Source organism: Corynebacterium sp. HMSC08A12 (assembly GCF_001807485.1).
Classification (GTDB): Bacteria; Actinomycetota; Actinomycetes; order Mycobacteriales; family Mycobacteriaceae; genus Corynebacterium; species Corynebacterium evansiae.
This window is the reverse complement of the sequence record NZ_KV789186.1, coordinates 69,830-88,235: the sequence shown is the minus strand read 5'-3', so window position 1 is coordinate 88,235 and position 18,406 is coordinate 69,830. Positions and strand designations below refer to the sequence as shown.

At 64.2% G+C, this 18,406-nt stretch carries 12 protein-coding genes; 3 read left to right on the top strand and 9 right to left on the bottom strand.

Annotated elements, in window-relative coordinates:
- Positions 1-53 precede the first annotated feature (53 nt).
- On the top strand, positions 54-5,108 hold the full coding sequence (pks13, locus tag HMPREF3166_RS06990) for a polyketide synthase Pks13 (protein ID WP_070488403.1): 5,055 nt from the start codon (positions 54-56) through the stop codon (positions 5,106-5,108).
- A 74-nt stretch (positions 5,109-5,182) separates the two neighbouring features.
- Entirely contained in the window at positions 5,183-6,775 is a 1,593-nt protein-coding gene (locus HMPREF3166_RS06985; protein ID WP_034984417.1) for an acyl-CoA carboxylase subunit beta, read from the top strand.
- An 8-nt stretch (positions 6,776-6,783) separates the two neighbouring features.
- Here HMPREF3166_RS06985 and HMPREF3166_RS06980 read toward each other — a convergent pair whose 3' ends face one another.
- The 4 genes from HMPREF3166_RS06980 to HMPREF3166_RS06965 form a co-directional block, all read right to left on the bottom strand.
- Complete coding sequence (locus HMPREF3166_RS06980) at positions 6,784-7,521, bottom strand: hypothetical protein (protein WP_070488402.1); 738 nt, start codon at positions 7,519-7,521, stop codon at positions 6,784-6,786.
- On the bottom strand, positions 7,505-8,095 hold the full coding sequence (locus HMPREF3166_RS06975) for a DUF6114 domain-containing protein (protein WP_070488400.1): 591 nt from the start codon (positions 8,093-8,095) through the stop codon (positions 7,505-7,507). The genes HMPREF3166_RS06980 and HMPREF3166_RS06975 overlap by 17 nt, the downstream gene beginning before the upstream one ends.
- A complete protein-coding gene (locus HMPREF3166_RS06970) occupies positions 8,082-8,651 on the bottom strand; it encodes a DUF6230 family protein (protein WP_070488458.1) in 570 nt (189 codons plus the stop codon). Before HMPREF3166_RS06970 ends, HMPREF3166_RS06975 begins: the two co-directional genes overlap by 14 nt.
- A gap of 160 nt (positions 8,652-8,811) precedes the next feature.
- The gene (locus tag HMPREF3166_RS06965; RefSeq protein ID WP_070488398.1) at positions 8,812-10,044 is read right to left on the bottom strand and encodes an MFS transporter; all 1,233 of its coding nucleotides are present in this window, start codon (positions 10,042-10,044) and stop codon (positions 8,812-8,814) included.
- Between the two features lie 183 nt (positions 10,045-10,227).
- Here HMPREF3166_RS06965 and HMPREF3166_RS06960 point away from each other — a divergent pair, with 183 nt between their 5' ends.
- Positions 10,228-11,136, top strand: a complete 909-nt coding sequence (locus HMPREF3166_RS06960; RefSeq protein ID WP_034968510.1) for a LysR family transcriptional regulator — start codon at positions 10,228-10,230, stop codon at positions 11,134-11,136.
- A 22-nt stretch (positions 11,137-11,158) separates the two neighbouring features.
- Here HMPREF3166_RS06960 and HMPREF3166_RS06955 read toward each other — a convergent pair whose 3' ends face one another.
- The 5 genes from HMPREF3166_RS06955 to trmB all read right to left on the bottom strand — a co-directional run bounded on the left by HMPREF3166_RS06955 (position 11,159) and on the right by trmB (position 18,214).
- Positions 11,159-13,261, bottom strand: a complete 2,103-nt coding sequence (locus HMPREF3166_RS06955; RefSeq protein WP_035010203.1) for a PhoX family protein — start codon at positions 13,259-13,261, stop codon at positions 11,159-11,161.
- A 142-nt stretch (positions 13,262-13,403) separates the two neighbouring features.
- Entirely contained in the window at positions 13,404-13,889 is a 486-nt protein-coding gene (locus HMPREF3166_RS06950; protein WP_070488396.1) for a DUF3054 domain-containing protein, read from the bottom strand.
- Between the two features lie 39 nt (positions 13,890-13,928).
- Positions 13,929-14,999, bottom strand: coding sequence for a lysylphosphatidylglycerol synthase transmembrane domain-containing protein (locus HMPREF3166_RS06945; RefSeq protein ID WP_070488394.1), 1,071 nt, complete (start codon positions 14,997-14,999; stop codon positions 13,929-13,931).
- Positions 14,999-17,362, bottom strand: coding sequence for an MMPL family transporter (locus tag HMPREF3166_RS06940; RefSeq protein ID WP_070488392.1), 2,364 nt, complete (start codon positions 17,360-17,362; stop codon positions 14,999-15,001). The genes HMPREF3166_RS06945 and HMPREF3166_RS06940 overlap by 1 nt, the downstream gene beginning before the upstream one ends.
- A gap of 87 nt (positions 17,363-17,449) precedes the next feature.
- Positions 17,450-18,214, bottom strand: coding sequence for a tRNA (guanosine(46)-N7)-methyltransferase TrmB (trmB, locus tag HMPREF3166_RS06935; protein WP_034968536.1), 765 nt, complete (start codon positions 18,212-18,214; stop codon positions 17,450-17,452).
- Positions 18,215-18,406 lie beyond the last annotated feature (192 nt).

Sequence of the window (18,406 nt, the reverse complement as noted above, 5' to 3'; positions counted from 1 at the left end):
CTCACTCACGCCTTCCCTAAGGCATCCCGGCACGAAAGGAAACGCGACCTTCCATGGCAGACAACCAGCAGGGCGCCCCCACAGCTGACCAGCAATCCCGCCCCGCCACGATTCAGCAGATGCGGGAGTGGTTACGCACCTGGGTGGCGAACACCACCGGTTTGGATGCCGCGGAGATCTCCGACGAACGCTCGATGCAGGACTTCGGCCTGTCTTCCCGCGACGTCGTGGTCCTTTCCGGCGACCTGGAGCGCCTGCTGGGCACAACCCTCGACGCGACGATTGCCTACGAGTTCAACACCATCGCCGCCCTGGCCGAGCACCTGATGCAGGGTCGCGGTTCTGGCGCTGTTTCTGGTAGTGACGCCACCGCCTCCGCCGGAGCGGCGTCCAGCGCAGGTGGCCCGCTTCCACTGGGCCAGCGCGACATTGCTGTGGTTGGCATGGCGGGGCGTTACCCCGGGGCCGACAATGCGGATGAGATGTGGGAGCTGTTCTCCAACTACCGCTCCGGCGTGGGTGAACTGCCAGCGGGACGCTGGTCGGAGTACTCCCGCGACCCGGAGATGACCCGCCGTATGGAGCAGGCCCAGTTGACGGGCGGTTACATCGAGGACATCGCCTCTTTCGACGCGGAATTCTTCGGACTCTCCCCGCTGGAAGCTGCGAACATGGACCCGCAGCAGCGCATCATCCTGCAGCTGACGTGGGAGGCGCTGGAGGATGCGCACATCCCCGCCAACCAGCTGCGCGGCAAGCCCGTTGGCGTGTTTATGGGCAACACCAACAATGACTACGGCATGTTGATCTCCGCCGACCCGGCGGAGGCGCACCCCTACGCGCTGACGGGTAACTCCAGCTCCATCATCGCCAACCGCGTTTCCTATGCCTTCGACTTCCGCGGCCCGGCCGTGGCGATGGATACGGCCTGCTCTTCGTCGCTGGTGGCAATTCACCAGGCGGTGCGCTCCCTGCGCGATGGTGATTCTGAGGTCGCTGTGGCGGGTGGCGTCAACCTCCTATGCAGCCCCTTTGCGACGGTGGCGTTTTCCGAACTCGGCGTGCTTAGCCCGACGGGCGGCATTCGTGCCTTCAGCGATGATGCCGACGGCATCGTGCGTTCCGACGGCGCGGGCGTGGTTGTGTTGAAGCGCCTGGAGGATGCGCGCCGCGACGGCGACAACGTGCTGGCCGTGATCAAGGGCTCGGCGGTGAACTCCGATGGCCGTTCGAACGGCCTGACCGCCCCGAATCCGGATGCGCAGGTGGACGTGTTGCGCAGCGCCTACGCCGACGCGCGGATCGATCCGCAGGCCGTGGACTACGTGGAGGCGCACGGCACCGGCACCATCCTGGGTGACCCGATTGAGGCTACGGCGCTGGGTACTGTTCTGGGCCGCCAGCGCGACGTGGCCGAGCCGCTGCTGCTGGGCAGCGCGAAGACGAACTTTGGCCACACCGAGGCTGCCGCAGGTGTCGCGGGCGTGATGAAGGTCGTGCTGGCGATGCGCGAGGGCGTGCTGCCGCCGAGCTTGAACTACACCGGTCCGAACCCGTACATCGATTTCGACCGTGAGCACCTGGAGGTCGTGGAGGATCCGCGCGAGTGGCCGGAGTACTCCGGGCGCGCCATCGCCGGTGTGTCCGGCTTCGGCTTCGGTGGCACGAACGCGCACGTGGTCATCGCGGCGCCGAATCTGGAAGAAGAGGCCGCGGCGGGTGTTGGGGCGGCCACTGCAAACTCCGCTGCCCCCATCGGCCTGGACCGTGAGGATTCCGCGGGCGAGGCCCCGCACGTGCTGCTGCCCGTCAGCGGGCTGTTGCCTTCCCGCCGTCGTCAGGCCGCGGAAACACTGGCCGCGTACCTGGAGCAGAACAAGGAATCCTTCACCAAGGCAGGCGATGAGGCTGACCAACTGCGCGGTGTAGCCCTCGCGTTGGCTGGCCACAACCACGGCCGTTCCCGCGGCGTGGTTTCCGCCGCCACCTTCGACGAAGCCATCGCCGGGTTGCAGCGCATCGCCGCTGGCAAGCAGGGCGCGACGGTGAAGACTGCCGACTCGCCCTCGGCAAATGGTCCGGTATGGGTGTTCTCCGGCTTCGGCTCCCAGCACCGCAAGATGGCCAAGGACCTCTACGAGCTCTCCGAGTTCTTCGCCTCCCGCCTGGACGAGCTGGACCAGGTCGTGCTGGCGGAATCCGGCTGGTCCTTCGTCGAGATGGTGCTGGACGACGAGCAGAACTACGACACGGAGCGCGCCCAGGTGGGCATCACCTGCGTGCAGATTGCGCTGAACGACCTCATGCGTGCCCTGGGGGCCAAGCCCGCCGCCGTCGTCGGCCAGTCCATGGGCGAGATCGCGGCGGCCTACGCCGTGGGCGGCATCACCGCCGAGGAAGCCGTGCGCACCGCCTGCCACCGCGCCCGCCTGATGGGCGAGGGCGAGCGCCTGTTGCCAGAGGACAAACAGGGCGCCATGGCTGTGGTCGAGTTCGGTGTGGAAGAGCTCGCTACCTTCACCTCCGAGCACCCCGAATACGCCCAGGTGGAGCCCGCCGTGTACGCCGCGCCGGGCATGACCACCGTCGGCGGCCCGGCAGAGCCGGTGCAGAAGCTGGTGGAATACCTGGAGGGCGAGGGCAAGTTCGCCCGCCTGCTGAAGGTCAAGGGCGCAGGCCACACCTCGATGCTGGATCCGATCCTGGGCGAGCTGCACTACGAGATCAGCGACCTGGATCCGCAGCCGATCCACACCCCGCTGTACTCCACCGTGGACCGTGGCCGCGTGTACCAGCCAGGTGAGGTCGTTCACGATGCCGAGTACTTCCTGCGCTGCACCCGCCAGCCTGTCTGGTTCTCCGAGGCGACGGGCAAGCAGTTCGACGATGGTTACCGCACGTTCATCGAGTTCTCCCCGAACCCGGTGGCCTTGATGCCGCTGATGAACAACTCCTTCGCGCACAACGCCAGCGATTCCAAGCTGATGTTCCTGCTCAAGCGCAAGGAGCCGGTTGCCCAGACCCTGCTGTCCACCCTCGCGGAGCTGTACGTGCAGGGCGCGGACCTGGATCTGAAGGCCCTGGCCGGCGGTTCCCGCGTGAGCCTGCCGAAGGTGCCGGGCACGCAGTGGAACCTGCAGCGCCACTGGACGAGCGCTCGACCGTCTTCCGGCCCTGCCGTGGATCTGCCGGGCGCGCGCGTGGATCTGCCCGACGGCCGCGTTGTCTTCAGCGTGCCGGCCGAGGATGTGCCGAGCATCGAGCTGCTGGCCGAAGCTGCGGCGGAGGTGTTGGCCGACGGTGCCACGGTGGCCGCCACCCGCGACCACGCCCCGCTGCCGACGGCGGGCCAGCTGACGACCATCGCCGCCGGTTCCCTCGGCGGCTGGTCCCTGTCCGTCTACGCCGCCGATGCGCCCGGTGCACAGTCGATGCCGCTGGTCGCGGAGGCCTTCGTCGCTACTCTCGGCGGCGCGCTTGGGGCCCTGGGTACTGAGGGTGCTGACGCCGCCTCGGCTCCAGCCGCCGCGAAGGCCAGCGAGGCGCCGAACGCTTCCGCCGCTGGGGCTTCCGCAAAGGAAGGCGCGGGCAACGCGCTGCCCGAGGTAGACGAGTCCGCTGACCGCTGGGATCCGAACTCCGGCGAGTCCGCCGGGGACCGCCTGCGCGCCATCGTCTCCGAATCCATGGGCTACGACATCGAGGATCTGCCGGGCGAGCTGCCCCTGATCGACCTGGGCCTGGATTCCCTGATGGGCATGCGCATCAAGAACCGCGTGGAGTATGACTTCGACCTGCCACCGCTGCAGGTTCAGGCACTCCGCGATGGCTCCGTGGACGACGTAATCGCACTCGTGGAGCAGATGATTGCAGAGCGTCACACAAGCGCTGACGGCGCCGATGCTGCCGACGGTGCTGAGGCCGCTGCCGGGGGAGAAGGTGGCGTCACTAAACAAGACGGTAGCGAAGAAGATGGCGCAGAAGACGGTGCTGCGACCGACTACACCGCGACCGGCGGCGGCGTGGCACCACGCGACGCGAGCGAGCGCCTGGTGTTCGCCACCTGGGCAAAGGTCACTGGCAAGGCAGCCCAGGGCGTAACGAGCCAGCTGCCGAGCATCGACGAAGAGCAAGCCCGGGGCATCGCGGACCGCTTGACCGAACGCTCTGGAGCGGAGGTCAGCGCCGAGGATGTGCTGACCGCCGAAACCCTCGAGCCGCTGAGCGAGAAGGTGCGCAGCAGCCTCGAAAGCGAAGTGGAGGGCAACATCCGCGTGCTGCGGTCGCGCCCCGAAGGCAGCACCCAGCCTGCGGTGTTCCTGTTCCACCCGGCTGGTGGTTCCTCGGTGGTGTACGCGCCACTGATGCGCCGCCTGCCGGACGACGTGCCGGTCTACGGCGTGGAGCGCCTGGAAGGCGAGCTCGCGGACCGCGCGGCGGCCTACCTGGATGAGATTGTTGAGCTGGCCGACGGCCGTCCGGTTCTGCTGGGAGGCTGGAGCTTCGGTGGCGCCCTGGCGTACGAAGTTGCCCACCAGCTGGGCAAGCGCGCCACGGCTGGCGAAACGAGCGCAGAGGTCGAGCGCATCGTACTGCTGGACACCGTGCAGCCGAAGAACCCCGCCCCGGATACGAAGGAAGAAATGCACGCGCGGTGGGATCGCTACGCGGCATTCGCGCAGAAGACCTACGGCCTGCCGCTAGAGGTTCCCCACGAGCTGCTGGACCAGCAGGGCGAGGGCGTGATGATGCAGATGTTCCAGCAGTTCCTGACCTCCCCGGAGGCCAAGGGAATGGGCCTGCCCGCGGGCGTGCTGGAACACCAGCGCGCCAGTTTCGTGGACAACCGCATCCTGGAATCCCTCGACTTCCGGGCCTGGGCGGACGTGAAGGCACCCGTCACGCTGTTCCGCGCGGAGCGGATGCACGACGGCGCGATCGAGCTGGAACCTGCCTACGCCGAGGTGGCTCCGGACGGTGGCTGGGGCGAAATCGTCAAGGATCTGGAGATCGTCCAGCTGCGCGGCGACCACCTGGCTATTGTGGACGAGCCAGAGATCTCTAAAGTGGGACGTGTGATCGCCAAGCACATTGCGGATGGCGCCTAGCTGAAACACACACGGCCACTAAATAGATAGCCCCTTAGGAGAAGGGGTTTGTCGAAAACGAAGGGACTTTCACTGTGACTGCTGCCGATGAGGGAGCAACCGCCGCCAACGGCACCGAAGCCACCGGCGCTACCGCCGAGAAGTTGGCGGAGCTGCACCGGAGGTTGGAACAGGCGCAGGACCCGGGGTCCGAAAAGGCCAAGGCCAGGCGCGACGAAGCCGGGCTGACCACGCCCCGCCAGCGCATCGACGCGTTGCTGGACGAGGGAACGTTCGTGGAGATCGGCGCGCTGGGACGCACCCCCGGCGAGGAGGACGCCCCCTACGGCGACGGCGTGGTCACCGGCTACGGCCGGGTCGGTGGCCGCACCGTGGCAGTGTACGCCCACGATAAGACGGTGTATGGCGGCTCGGTAGGCGAGACCTTCGGTAAGAAGGTCTGCGAGGTCATGGACATGGCCATCCGCATCGGCTGCCCAGTCATCGGCATTAACGATTCCGGCGGCGCCCGCATTCAGGATGCAGTGATGTCCCTGGCGATGTACTCCGAGATCTCCCGCCGCCAGCTGCCGCTGAGCGGCCAGTCCCCGCAGATCTCCATCCTGCTCGGCCCGTCCGCCGGCGGTGCCGTGTACGCCCCCGTGACCACCGACTTTGTGGTGGCAGTCGAAGGCCGCACGCAGATGTTCGTGACGGGCCCGGCGGTTATCGAATCGGTGACGGGCGAGAAGATTTCGATGGAAGAGCTCGGTGGGGCGCGTCAGCAAGCCCGCAACGGCAACGTCTCCTACGTCGCAACCAGCGAGGAAGACGCTTTCAACTACGTCAAGGACCTGCTGGACTTCCTACCTTCCAGCTCTTTCGACGAGACCCCGGAGTTCTGGGCGCCGAACGACGAGCTCACCGAACGCGACTTCGAGCTGAACGACATCATCCCGGACGATCCGAACGCGGGCTACGACATCATGGAGGTGCTCACCCGTATCTTCGACGACGACAACGTGCTGGAGGTGCAGGGCGACTACGGCTCCAACGTCGTCACCGCCTTCGCACGCATCGACGGCCATGCGGTGGGCGTGGTGGCCAACCAGCCGATGGAGCTGGCCGGTTGCCTGGACGCCGACGCTGCGGATAAGGCCGCGCGTTTTATCCGTATTTGTGACGCCTACAATGTCCCCCTCGTCTGGGTCGTGGACACACCCGGGTACATGCCCGGCGTGGAGCAAGAGAAGGCCGGCCTGATTCACCGTGGAGCGAAGCTGGGCTTCGCCACCGTGGAGGCGACGGTGCCGAAGGTAACCGTGGTAGTGCGAAAGGCCTTCGGCGGTGGCTATGCCGTGATGGGCTCGAAGAACCTGGGTGCGGACATCAACCTGGTGTGGCCGACTGCGCAGATCGCCGTGATGGGTGCGGAGGCCGCCGTGGTGATGATGCAGGGCAAGGCTCTGGCCGCCATGCCGGAGGAGCAGCGCCCGGCGGCGAAGAAGATGTTCATGGACTTCTACAACGCGAATATGACCAGCCCTTATGTGGCGGCCGAGCGCGGCTACGTGGACTCCGTCATCACCCCGGACCAGACCCGCATCCGCTTGCGCCAGGCGATGCGACAGCTGCGCAACAAGCAGGTGGTGGATACTCCGAAGAAGCACACCATCATGCCGATGTAGCCGACTGCCTAGAGGCCGATATTGGTTCCTGCAGGCAGCTTCAGAGTGTCGGCCTTCACGAAATAGGTGTGCATCGTGCCGTTCGTCATCTCCAAGTGATCGGAGAGCGCGTCCGGCGTGCCAAGACCGATCTTCTTAGCGGCTTCCTGCAGCTCCTTCGGCGCCATGTTCGCGTCGATAGGCAGCGGGATCAGCGGCAGCCCGGCCACGCGCGGCGTGACCTCCAGTGAGCTCACCACGATGTGGAAGTTACCGGTTAGCGTGGTGGTCTGCCCTGGTCCGGTCCGCTGCCAGATGCCACCTTCCGGGCCTGCTCCCGGGGTGGGGAACTGCACGGACAGGTTCGTCAGAACGGCCTTGTCGGCATCGATGCGCAGCGCCGGCTTCGGGCCTTGCGGAGTGGACTGTTGAATCAGCGACATTTTCACGTGCCCAAGCAGGCGCGTGTTATCCGCCTTGATGATGTACGTGCCCTGCTGGATCGGCTTTTCGCCCTCGATTGGCCCCGGCGGGGTGAGGTCCATCCGCAGGTTCTCTGGCACCTCGGGCGCTGGCGGCGGTGGTGGCAAATCCGGCAGCGGCGGCGGCGACAAATCCGGCAGCGGCGGCGGAGGCGGAAGCTGCAGCTGCGCCTCGGCGCTCGGCGTGGTCTCGACAGCCAGCGCCGCCACCAGCCCGCACATCGACGCAGCTGCGACGACTGCCTTCGCGGCGCTGAAGCTGCCGCGTTTACGCTGCTTGCTCATCTACCTTCCTTTTCTTGCCCTTCTTCTTGACGCCCTTAGGCGCCCTTTCTTCATCCGTCCACGACAGCGCCAGGGCTCCGCCGATCACGGCGCACAGGGTGCCCAGAACGAAGCCGCCGATATTCGACATGGGCAGAGCCACGATGCCAAGGATCAGGGAGGCCACGCCCGTGAGCAGGCGTGTGTCGGGCTTGAACCACGTCATCAGCGCCGATGTGATCAACAAGGCGCCAATCAGCAGCGTGGATACGCCGGAGATCGTGGATACCTGGATGACGATGTTTGATACCTCGAAGGACAGGTATGCCGGGACGATCATGATGATGCCCGACAGCAGCATGAAAAGCCCTGCTGCAAATGGGCGCTGGCGGCGCCAGTTGCCGAAGCCGCGGGTGTTCTTGATCGCGGGAACGTCCTGCTCCTCGACCTCTTGATATGCGGTGCCTTGTATCTCTGTGCCTTGGTTGGCATCGGCCTCTAGGTCTGACTGCAGGTCGTCATCCAGGTCGGGGTCGTAGTTCGGATCTAGCTCTGGGTTCGTGTTGGGATCCGTGCCGGAGTTAGCACTCGGCATTGTCGTTATCCACAATCGCGATCTTGCTGCCGCCCGCGGTCATCTTGTCCGCCGACAGAGAGCTCGCCTCGATGCCCTGGCCCTTCGCAGTCAGGGAATCGGCAACGATTCCCCAGGCGCCATCCGGGGCGTCCTTGTCGACCTTGCCCGCATTAATGCCGATCTGCGGTTTGACCAGAGTCAGGTCGCCCGTTAGCTTGCGGGCGCCGATCAGCATGTTCTCCGCGGAGAAGTTCTGTCCGGGAACGGTCATTTGGAACTTCTTATCCCCAACGCCCGGAATCTTGATCGGTGCCGTCATACAGACGTCGGTCACCTTGGCATCCTTGATGCGCAGGCGGGAGATCGCCTGGTCGCCATTGTGCATTTTGTCGACGTCGGTGAAGAGGTCGAAGCCCTTACCGTCCAGCTCGGCGACATGCATGTTGAAGATCGTGCCGGAGAGTGCCAGGTGAGCCGACACGCCGCCTTGGGCGACTGCGACGCCCATGCCTGCGGTGGCCAGCAATCCCACGCCGAGGATTGATGCGAAACGTAGTTTGCGAGTATGTCCCATGCGAGTGATCTTAAACACACTTTTGAGCGGAGAGGAGGTTTTTCATCTAAAAAATCTGATAGTTCTAATAATTTTTCTCGCAAACCCTGGAGGTGTACTCCCTAATCGCTCAAGTGTTAAGAGCCTGCTGAGGGGGCAGGGGTTGAAGTTAGGGGCGTCATTAAGAAAGAGCCTTATCGCGTTGCATAGCGGCGAAGGCGGTGACGAGGGCAATGAGAGTCAACAGCATCAACCACCCGATAAACAAGCCCCAACCGTGGGCGAAGAAGTAACCGGAGACCCAACCGATGAGAGAAGAGCCGAGGTAGTAGCTCAAGATGTACAAGCTGGAAGCTTCGGCGCGATCCTGCTCGGCGACCTCGCCGACCCACGCGCTGGCGATCGAGTGGGCGGGGAAGAAAGTAGCGGTGAAGATCAGCACTGCCACCAGCGTGGTGGCGACGGTCGGGATGAAGGCCAGCAAGAGGCCCGCAAGAGCCATGGCGATGCAGGCGACCACGACCTTCGCCTGACCATAGCGGTTCACCAGCTTGCCGGTGCGCGTGGAGGTCCACGTGCCCGACAGGTAGATGACGAAAACCAGCGCGGCCAGGGATTCCGGCAGGCCGAAGGTATTAATCAGCCGGAAGGTCATGTAGTTGTACATGGAAACGAAGCTGCCCATCAGGAGGAAAGGCAACAGGAAGAGCTTCAGCAAGATCGGGTCGCGCAGGTGGTTGGCGAAAGCATGCACCTCGTGTGACAAGGTGATCTTCTTCGGGGTGAAGAAGCGCTGCTGTGGCAGCACCCAGGTGGTCACAAGGGCCATCGAGAACGCGAAGAGAGCGCTGAGCAGGGTGGCTATGCGCCAGTCCGTAAATTCCAGCGTGATGCCCGGGATCAGCCTGCCGATCAGGCCGCCCAGCGAGTTGCCCGCAATATAGAACCCCATGATGCGGGGAAGGTAGCTGCGGTCGATCTCCTCGGAGAGGAAAGCCATGGTTACAGCTGGGACGCCCGCCACCGCGAAGCCCTGCAGCAGGCGCAGCGCGATGATCGACTGGATCGAGGGTAGGGCGACCAAGGCGATGGAAAGGAGGGTGGCTGCCAAGACAGATGCCTGGATCACGCGGCGGCGGCCGAAGCGCTCGGAAACCACGCTGAGCGGAATGACCATGAAAGCCAGGCCGCCCGTGGTGGCGGAGACGGTCAGTGCGGCCAGTGAGGGCGAAATGCCGAAGTCTTCCGACAGTGCCGGGAGGACAGCCTGGGTGGCGTACAGAGCGTTGTATGAGGCCAGGCCTGAACACAAGGAGGCGATAAGTGCCATCTTGTAGCCCTTATCTTCCGGGGTGAGGGGGCGAACGTCTGTGGTGTTCGCAGTGTCTGCAGTGTCTGCGAGGGTGTCCGTCACCGATGAAGGTCCTTCCTGCGAGTCTGGGCGGTTCTCTAGCGGCGCATGTTCACAATCGATGTGTCTAGTGTGACGCAACCAGTATCAATTCACTAAATGCAATAAATAGCTTTAGTTGTCCCGGCTAGCGCATATGCTGAAGTGTGGGCGTCGATAAGAAGGGCAAGAAGGAAGGTACAGAGCGTGAAAGACCTAACGTGGCTCCTGGACCTGGCTGAAACCCAGAACATGGTGGATACGTCGCTGCGCCTGGGGATCAGTCAGTCGGCGCTTTCGCGGAGGCTATCGGCGCTGGAAAGAGAGCTCGGTGCGGAGCTGTTCGACCGCAACGGCAGGCACCTCGCCCTCAACGAATGCGGAGCCGCGCTGGCCAGGTATGCCCGCGAGGCCGACGAAGCGTGGCAGCGGGGAGTCGACGAGGTACACCGGCTGATGGATCCGGAGCGGGGAACCGTGCGCGTGGACTTCATGCACTCGCTGGGAACGTGGATGGTGCCGCAGCTGCTGCGGGAGTTCAGAAACGCGCACCCGCAGGTGAAGTTCGAGCTGGTGCAAGGCGCCGCACGGCCACTGACGGACCGTGTAATTGCGGGGGAATCCGATGTGGCGATGGTGGGGCCGAAGCCCCATGCGCTGGTGGAGGCTGGCGAAGTGCGATGGCAGCAGCTGGCCACCCAGAGGCTGGCAATGGCGGTGCCGACGAACCACCGCTGGGCGGGGCGCACAAGCATTAGCATCGCAGAGGCCGCGGACGAGCCCTTCGTGGCCATGCTGCCGGGGTACGGAACCCGTATGCTGTTGGACGATCTGGCGGCCGCGGCGGGCTTCCGGCCACGCCTGGTATTTGAGTCGATGGAGCTGACCACGATGGCGGGACTGGTAAGCGCCGGACTGGGCGTGGCCCTGCTGCCGATGGGGGACCCGAATCTGGTGGTCGCGGGCATAGAAATGCTCCCCCTCGAGGAAGACCGCGAGAGGGAGCTGGGAATGGTCTGGAGCGCACGGGCTCGGTCGGCGCCCGCCGCCGAGGCGTTCCGCGCGTTCGTTGTGGACCAGGCGGTCCGGCGCGACGGCAGGCTGCGCTTCGGCTAGCGCCCGAGCTTAAACGCCGAGCTTAAGCGCCGATGGTGCCGAAGTCGTCCTTCCAGGCAACCACGGTGGCCGGGCGGGCGATGGAATCGCCGCCATCCGGCCAGTGGGAGGTAGAGGTCTTGACGGTGGCCTCTTCGTCCTCACCCGGGTGCTGAACGTTGACGATCACGCGCTTGTCGAAGACCAGCGGGCCACAGGTCTCGGCGCCAGCCGGGACAGTCAGGAACTGCTTGGTCAGACCGCGGGTCTCGCCCTCCAGGGCGACGGCGAACAGGCCGTCGTTGGATTCCAGGGCGTTGCCGTCGGTGGAGACCCACAGGTTGCCGAAGGAGTCGAAGGTGACGTTGTCCGGGCAGGAGATCGGGGAGACCTTGGACTTGTCGAAGCCGCCGAAGTAGGTCTCGGCCTCGTCCGGGTCACCACAGACAAGCAGCAGGTTCCACTTGAGTTCCTCGCCGGTGAAGTCGTCCTCGATCTCGAGAACCATGCCGTTCTTGTTCTCCTTGATCGGGGCGTACTCCTTGACCTCTTCGTAGTCCTTGCCCTCTTCCTGCACGCCGCGGTACTTGTTGTTGGTCATCGCAGCGTAGATCTTGCCGGTGGTCGGGTGCGGCTCGACATCCTCCGGGCGGTCCATCTTGGTAGCGCCGACCTTGTCGCCAGCCTCACGGGTGTAGATGATGACCTCTTCAGCGGACATGCCGTCGACGTGCGACTCGGCGGAGCCGTCCTCCTTGACGGTAACCAGCTTGATCCACTTGCCGGTGCCGTCGCACTCCTCGCCCTTTGGCGGGTTCTCCGGGTCGAAGTCCTTGTTGTTGCCCTCGAAGGTGGCAACGTATAGGGTGCCCTCGTCCAGGATCTTCATGTTCTCTTCGCGATCCTTGTCGGTGTTGCCGCTGCGGATCTTGCGGGAGGAGACGAACTTGTAGATGTACTCGAAGCGGGAGTCGTCGCCGGAGTACGCAACCACGGTGCCGTCGTTGGTGACGTGGATGTTGGAGCCCTCGTGCTTGAAGCGGCCCAGAGCAGTGTGCTTCACTGGGGTGGACTTCGGATCCCACGGGTTTACCTCAACCACGTAGTTGAAGCGGTTCGGCTCGTTCGGCTCCTTGGTCACGTCGAAGCGGTCGTAGTGCTTCTCCCACTGACGAGCGGTCTTGGCATCCTCGATGCCGTAGCGGCTCAGGCGCTCGCGGACCTTCTCGTCCTTAACGTTCTCGCCACCAGCGAAGTACTGGTCAACGTTCTCCTCGCCGGAGAGGATGGTGCCCCACGGGGTCACGCCACCGGAGCAGTTGTTGAAGGTTCCCTTGACGATCTTGCCTTCCTTGTCGTCAGAGGTCTTCACCAGCTTGTGGCCAACAATCGGGCCACGCAGCTCGAACTCGGTGTTGCCGGTCAGGCGACGGTTGTACTTGCCCATGACAGGCTTGAGCTTGCCGTCCTTGTCGTTGCCCTCAACCTCGACGATGGACATGCCGTGGTTGGCCAGCTCGATGTCCACGTGCTCCTTGGAGGGGTTCTCCAGGTCGTAGTCCGGGATCATCTGCTGCGGGGTGGTGTACTCGTGGTTAGAGACCAGCAGGAAGCGGTTGTCCTCGCCCTCGATCGGCAGCAGTGCCGCGAAGTCGCAGTTGAAGCCGTACTGCTTAGCGGCCTGCTCCGCGGTCTGGTTGTCTACGTCGAACTCCTCGGCGCCTTCCTCGACCGGGTCGCCCCAGCGGATAACAACCTCGGACTTGTAGCCGGCCGGAACAACAACCTCGTCCTTGGTGTTCGGCTCGACCATTTCGAACTTCAGGCCGTCCGGAGCGTCTGCGCTGTTGCCGGAACCGCCATTGTTCTCGCCGTTGCTGCCCTTGGCGTTGTTGCCCTCACCGTTGTCGTCGCTGCAAGCTGCCAGGAAGGAAGCGCCGCCAACGGTGACCATGGCGGCACCACCGGCGCGCAGTGCGGTGCGGCGCGAGAAGGTGCCCTGGATCAGGTCCATGAAGTAGTTGTTGTCGGACTTGTTGTTCACCGGCTTGGAGCAAGCGTCGCCGCACTTGTACACGCAGGTGCGGTGGGAACGGCTGGACGTGAAGTCCATCTTCTTCAGCAGGTTGCGACCCTTAAGGCCCATGGGGATCTCTCCTCAGTGTTCGTCAGTGTTTGTCAGTCTTCGTCAGTAGCTAACTGCAGATGGCTTACAAGACCTTAAGCAACGCGAACGAACCTGACGTAGCGCGAAGATGTACGTCAGGTTAATTAAGCTGAAATGTGCTTCACTTGCCGAACATTCGGCCCATGCGCTTCATGCGCGACAGCCTGCGCAGCCGTCCCAGGCGGAAAGCGCCGCGCCAACCGAACAGCAACAGGCCGCTCATCACGGTGGCTACGATCATGAAAGACCAATGGGGAACCTCCCCGTGGCGCACGCCCCAGATCCCCAGCCCGGCGATCACGTTGACGATCCAGACCAACGCACCGGTGGAGAACTCGAAACCGCTGAAGCCCGTCCCCTTGGCGCCACCCGGTCGAACCACGCCGATCCACAGCAGAGCCCAGGCGATCGCCACACCGATGAGGAAAGGCCAGGAGGTATCCAGCCAGCCGCCGAAGCTCAGCGGCATCTCCGGAGTGTTGTGCGCAATGCGCGCCAGCAGCGCAAACAGCAGGACGGCGATCACGTCGAAAAACAGCGCAACCCCCGGCGATCGCTGGGTGGTGCCGGGGGTGTCTCCAGTGGAGGTGCTATCGAGGTTGCTCATGACCCTAATCTTACTGTGCCTAGTTGGCCTAGTTTAGCCTTAGCGTGCCCTGCCGACGGGTTCTTCCTGCTTTTCTTCTTGACGCCCCGTCTCCGCCGCCGCATCGTCAGCATTGCCTTTGGGGTTGACCATCTTGGTAGCGAAGAAGACGATCCAGCCAACCAACGCGAGGCCGACGAAGCTGAGCATGCGGAAGACGATGACGGCTCCGAATGCCTGGACGGAGGTCAGGGTGCCGAACCCGACCAGGGCACTGGTCAGTGCGACGTCCACCGGTCCCAGCCCGCCAGGGGTGACTTGCGCCTGCCCCACCAGCTTGGCGGTGAGGAAGGCCAGCACCACGCCCGCGATGGGTGGGGTGGCGCCGATGGCGTAGATGCAGGCCAGCAGGCAGAGGATCTCGAAAACCCAGTTGCCCAGGCTGGCGGCGATTGCGGCGGCGAGCTTGGTCAGCGGCAGTTCCACGGCCGACAGCTGGCGGGAGAACCCGCGGACGCTGTCGGTGAAGCGGTCGACGGGCTTGCCGCGGCGGGCGTTGAAAGTCCGCAGTCGGTTGACTAGCCAACGCTCCACCTTGTCCCGGTTCTTTGCCACCCAGTTGGTGAGAATCGCCAGCGCGACGAGGGCGACCAGGGACATGGCCAACGTCAAGGGCTTCACTGTCAGCCCCAGAAAGAAGACTGCGCCGATGGCCAGGATCGCCATGCCGCCGCCAGCCAGCGCGCCGGAGAGCAGCATGTACCAGCTGGCAATGACGGGAGTGGCTCCCCACTTGAGCTGCTCGCGGAAGATCATGGCTGCCGACAGTGCGGGCCCGCCGGGGAAAGTCGAGGACCAGGCGTTAGCTGCCAGCCCTAGCGAATTGGCGCTGATGCGCTTCACCTTCACCCCGGCGCTGCGCAGCAGCACCACCATCACCTCGGCCTGCGCGACCATAGAGGCAGCGAGAGCCAGGATGGCCAGACCGATCCAGCGCTTGTCGGCGTGGGCCAGCTCGCGCCAGCCGTCGCCGATGAAGTGCAGGTGCTCCCGGGCGAGGAAGGCGATGATGGCAATCAGCGCCAGGCAGAGCAGAGTCCTGACTTCTGTGCGCCGCCACAATTCACGCATTAGCGCTCGCCCCCGCCGTCGGCCTGGGTATCGGCCTCGCTGTTGGCTCGGCCGTCGGCATTCTCGCGGCTTTCTTCGACACGCCGCATCAGCTCCGCGAAAGGCAGGTTCCGCTGACGTGCGGGAGCCTCACCGGGGTGCTGGGCGGGCACGGGGGCGATGGCGTCCACACCAGAAAGTTCCGCAACCGTCACCCGCGACGAACGGGCAGCAGGCGCTGGTTCGTGCGGCGAGGATTCCAGCTGCTCGTTGTGCCCAACCTTCTCCGATAGGCGCTTGACCCACTTTGGCGCCCACCAGTTGTCGGTGCCCAGCAGGTGCATGACGGACGGAACGAGGAGCATGCGGATGATTGTGGCGTCGAGGAGTAGAGCGATGACCATGCCGAAGGCGATGTACTTCATCATCACGATCGAGGAGAACCCGAAGGCACCGCAGACCACGATCATGATCAGCGCGGCGGCGGTGATGATGCTGCCGGTGGTGGCCGTGCCGAAGCGGATCGCCTGATCCGTCGACGCGCCACGGGCGCGGGCCTCCACCATGCGGGAGACCAGGAACACCTCATAGTCGGTCGAGAGGCCGAAGACGATGGCGATGATCAGCACCAGCACCGGGGAAGTCAGCGGCCCGGCGGTGAAGTTGAACATGTCCGCGCCGTGGCCGTCGACGAAGATCAACGTCAGCAGGCCGAGGGTTGCGCCGGTGCCCAGGATGTTCATGATCACGGCCTTGGCTGGAATGATCAGCGAGCCGAAGATCATGGCCATTAGCACGAAGCTGACCAGCACGATATACAGCAACATCCACGGCAGTTTCTCGAACAGCGCGTCGATGGACTCGACCTCCAGGGCCGGGGTGCCGGCGACGTACACGTTGGCGCCGTCGACGTTGATGTCCTCCAGAGCATTGACGATGCGGTCGTTATCATCGCGGTCTGCAATGCCGGTGGACAGCACCGTCACGTCGTCCTTCGTGGGGCGCGAGACCTGGAACGGAGCCGTCAGCCCCGGAACCGCGTTGGCCTCCTTGTAGACCGCAGCCACGGTCTTGGAATCGCCCTCGATGACCAGCTTGATCGGGTCGGTGCGGAACTGCGGGAACTTCTCGGTGAACTCCTCCTGGTTCACGCGCGTCTGGTTCGACGGCGGCAGGTAGGTCTCGTTCATGCCACCCAGCTTGATGCCCGCAATCGGCACCGCCATCAGCAGCATGCCGCCGACGATCACGACCGTAAATAGCTTCGAGTGGCGCATGGCAAAGGCCGGGATGCGGCCCCAAATGCCTTCGACCTGCTCGGAGCGGCGACGGGTCCGCTTCTTCTTAAACGACCACTTGTCGATGTTCGGCCCCAGCATCGCGAAGATACTCGGCAGCACAGCTACGGACAGCAGCGCGGCCAGACCCACAGCGGAGATCGCGCCGAAGGCCACGGACTTCAGGAAGGCCTGCGGGAAGATGAACAACCCGGACAGCGCCACGGCCACCATCGCAGCGGAGAAAACCACAGTCTTGCCCGCGGTGGCGGTGGTGTTGCGCACAGCGGTGCGAGTGTCATGGCCCTCCGCCATCTCCTCGCGGAAGCGGGAGACCATGAACAGGCCGTAGTCGATGGCCAGGCCCAGGCCCAGCAGCGTGACCACGGACTGCGCGAACACGTTGATCTGCGTGAAGCTAGCCAGGATCGCCAGTACACCCATGGAGCCCAAGATCGACAGGCCGCCCACCAGCAGCGGCATAAACGCGGCGATCAGTCCGCCGAAAACGATCAGCAGCAGCAGGCCCACGGCGGGCAGTGCGTAGATCTCGGCACGGTGAATGTCGCCGGCCATGCCCTCGTCCAGCGAGTCCGAAACCGCCGTGGCGCCGGCGATCTTCACATCCACGCCCGGGGCGCTGATAGCCCGCAGGTCGTCCTCGATCTTGCGGAAGTTAATCAGCACATCGTCTTCGATGCCCTGCAGCCCGATGGAGGCGAAGGCCGCGGTGCCGTCCGGGTTGGCCATGGCCGCCGGGCCGCGGTTGAAGTAGCTGGTCACGCCCCCGATCTCGTCGGGGTGATCCTTGCGCAGCTGCTCGATCTGCTGGGTGATGGACTGCTTGACCTCGTCCGAGGTTGCAGACCCCGGCTTATCGCCGGTGACCATCAGGATGACATCCCCGTTGGCGTCACGACCAAAAACCTCTTGCTCGATCTGCGCAGCCTTCGTGGACTGCGAGTTCGGGTCGTCCCACCCCTCCTGGCTCATCCGGTCGGCCAGTTTCAGCCCGGCGACGACATACAGCACCAGGATCGCCGCGATGATCACCAAAGGGATCAGCCGGCGGAACCGGTAGGCGGCATCGCCCCAAGAGCTAAACAACGTGAGTGGTCCTTTCTATAACGCCAGAATTCCCTCTAGTCTACGAAGCCGACCAGGGCGAACAGCAAATTTTCCGGGGTGTGTTAGCTATTTCTTCCGCCACAGGTACTCGCGGATGATGTGTTCCTTGTCCAGGCCCTTGCCCTCAAACTTGGTGATCACCTGGCGATCCGTCAGCTGCGGAATGTCCGACTGGTCCTCGGGCCAGCCCAGGTATTCCAGCTGCTCCTCGACCTCTACCAGTTCGTCGATCCACTCTGCGTAGTCCGCGTGGTCGGTGGCGATGTGCAGAATGCCGCCCGGCTTGAGGCGGGAGGCGATCAGGTGCAGCGTGCCGGATTGCACGATGCGCCGCTTGTGGTGGCGGGCCTTGGGCCACGGGTCCGGGAAGTAGATGCGCACGCCGGATAGCGACTCTGGCGCGAACATACGCTGCAGAACTTCCACGCCGTCGCCGCGGATCATGCGCACATTGTGAATGTCTCCGCGCACCACGGAGCCCAGAAGCTTGGCCAGCCCGGGGCGGTAGAGCTCGACGGCGACGATATTCTTTTCGGCTTCGAGCGGCGCCATCGCGGCGGTCGAGGTGCCCGTTCCGGAGCCAATTTCCACAATTGTCTCGGCATCGCGGCCGAACCATTCGGGCAGGTCAATAACCTCGTCGGAGAGGACTTTGCCCAGCTCAGACCAGTGTTCGTTCCACAGGGCCTCCTGGTTGTCGGTCAGGGTGCCGCGCCGGAAGCTAAAGTTCCCCAGTCGCGGATAGTCGCGACCGTCGTTAAACTCTGTCTGTAGTGGGCGGCCTGGGGGAAGGCTGCCTGGCGTGTTATCGGAATTATTCATCCAGACCATTCTTGCAGATGGCCTGCGGAATGTCTTAAGCCAAGTGGGGGAGCTAACAAAGATGTTGAAGACCATTTCGGTCATTGGCCCGGATGCGCGCGTGGTCGCCGAGTGCGCCGCGCAGTTGCGCACGCGGGTGGAAGCTAAGACAAGTTCAAGCACGGCGGGGGAGCGCTTCGAGGTTGTGGAGGGTGCTGGCCC